The sequence below is a fragment of the Rhizobacter sp. P2_H2 genome (genome assembly GCF_056403375.1).
This window is the reverse complement of record NZ_JBFUFP010000998.1, coordinates 1-1,993: the sequence shown is the minus strand read 5'-3', so window position 1 is coordinate 1,993 and position 1,993 is coordinate 1. Positions and strand designations below refer to the sequence as shown.

The following is a 1,993-nucleotide window of genomic DNA, read 5'->3' as shown; positions in this document are numbered from 1 at the left end:
GGTGACGCGCGGGTTCACCTCGATCAGCACCGGCCCGCAGCGCGGGTGCCACACCACGTCGATGCCGACGAAGCCGCGCAAGCCCGGGATGCCCTTCGCCACCTGCGCGGCCAGCCGCGACAGCGCACGCCCGCGCTCGCTGTCGAGCGCGATCGCGTTCACCTCGACCCCTTCGAACGACAAGGCGCCGTCCGCATCGATGGCAATGTTCTGGCGGTTCACGCTGAGCACCTCGCTGCCCTGCGCCGTGCACAGCATCGACACGCTGAGCGGTTCGCCGTCGACCCAGGGCTCGATGGCCATCGGGCTGCCGGCGGTCGAACGCCGGTCCCAGTCGCTCAGCGCGTCGTCCTGCCAGGTGTGCACCCGGGTCGCGACGCCGCCCGCGCCATCGTCGGGCTTGACCACCCAGCGGTCTACCTCCGGCACGTGTTCGAAGGCGAGCGGCGTCGTCACGCCCTGCCCCGCCAGGTGCTGCAGCGTGGCGCGCTTGCCCGAGGTGAGCGCGATGGCCTGCGCGCTGCACCCCAGCCAGCGCGCGGCACCGACCACCTGCTGCATGCGCGCCAGCAGGCCGCCGGTCTCGGGCGCGACGACCCAGGCCACGTCATGCAAGGCGGCCTGGCGCGCGACGAAATCGAACGGCGATTCGCCGCCCCGCGGCCGCACCGGCTCGGCATTGCCCGGCACGCGCGGTGCCCGCGCGCTGGTGGCCACCGACACCAGCACACCGTCGACCTGCAACAGGTCCTGCGCCAGCGCATCGCGCATCGACAGGCCGAGCGGCAGCAGTTCGGCGGCCGCCGCCTCGTCGTTGACGGTGGCATCGCCGGCCGACGGGATCAGCCCGCCGCCGCTGAGATACTCGTAGACGAAAACCCGTTTCATCGATGCTCCTCGGTTCAACTGCATGACTGTCATTCCCGTCATCGACCTGCTGCAAGGCCAGGTGGTGCGCGCCGTGCGGGGTGAGCGGCAGCACTACCGGCCGATCGACTCGGCGCTGTGCGCCAGCAGCGATCCACGCACCGTGGCGCGCATCCTGTGCGAGCACTGCGCGGCGCAACAGCTGTACGTCGCCGACCTCGATGCCCTGCAGGGCGGTGCGGGCCAGCTCGCCGTCGTGCGGCAACTGCTCGAGGCCTTGCCGGGCATCGAGCTCTGGCTGGACGCCGGCTTCGCCGACGTGTCGCAGGCCCGCGCGCTGGATGCGGCGCTCGGGCCGCTGGCGCAGCGCCTGGTGCCGGTCTTCGGCAGCGAATCGCTGCGCTCGCGCGCGACGCTCGAAGCCTGCTTCACGGCGCCCGGGCGCGGCATCCTGTCGCTCGACCGCCGCGAAGGCGTTCGGCTGGACGCGGCCGGTTGCTGGGAGGCCCCCGAGCTGTGGCCGCCGCGCGTCATCGTGATGACGCTGGAGCGCGTCGGGTCCGGCGCCGGGCCCGACCTGGACACCCTGCGCCAACTGGCCGCGCGCTCACCGCACACCCGGCTGATCGGTGCCGGCGGCATCGCCAGCGCTGCCGATCTGACCCGCGCGGGCGCGGCCGGTGCGTCGGCCTGGCTGGTGGCCAGTGCCCTGCACGACCTCGGGTTGCCCCGAATGCCTGCCTGATCTGAAGCACATGCGTCCATGACGGGAGGACGCATCACGTTTCGTGCCAACCGAAGGCGCTCCCCCGGGGGCCTGCAGCGCCCTCCTCCCGCCAGAACCGAGACAGTGTGTCCCGCTTCTGGCCGCTGCAGCGGCGGCGTCCTCGCCGTTGCCGGGGTGGGCCTCGTGGCACATCGCTTGCGTTGAAACCGGCACATGAGCGACACCTCCGTGACCCCGCGCGCCGCCACCGCACGCTGGACCTGCCCGTTCTGCCTGCTGCTGTGCGACACCGCCACGGTGCAGGTCGACGACGCGGGTGCCCTGATCCTGTCGGACCCCGTGCCGGGCGGCGGCTGCGCCTGCGCCCGCCGCGCGCTGGCGCGGTTCACGGCCCGGCCC

2 protein-coding genes and 1 pseudogene are annotated in these 1,993 nt (G+C 73.0%); 2 read left to right on the top strand and 1 reads right to left on the bottom strand.

What is annotated here, in order from left to right:
* The coding region (locus AC1D15_RS29265) for an ATP-grasp domain-containing protein (RefSeq protein WP_477828782.1) at nt 1-888 on the bottom strand (888 nt) is incomplete at its 3' end.
* Between the two features lie 22 nt (nt 889-910).
* On the opposite strand from AC1D15_RS29265, the gene AC1D15_RS29260 reads away from it, so the two are divergent.
* Complete coding sequence (locus AC1D15_RS29260; protein ID WP_477828781.1) at nt 911-1,612, top strand: HisA/HisF-related TIM barrel protein; 702 nt, start codon at nt 911-913, stop codon at nt 1,610-1,612.
* Nucleotides 1,613-1,807: 195 nt separating this feature from the next.
* Nucleotides 1,808-1,993: pseudogene (locus tag AC1D15_RS29255) on the top strand (hypothetical protein); the annotation flags it as partial.

What these genes read in the sequence shown, in the direction of transcription:
- AC1D15_RS29260 (WP_477828781.1), top strand. Translation starts at nt 911, where the DNA reads ATGACTGTCATTCCCGTCATCGACCTGCTGCAAGGCCAGGTGGTGCGC.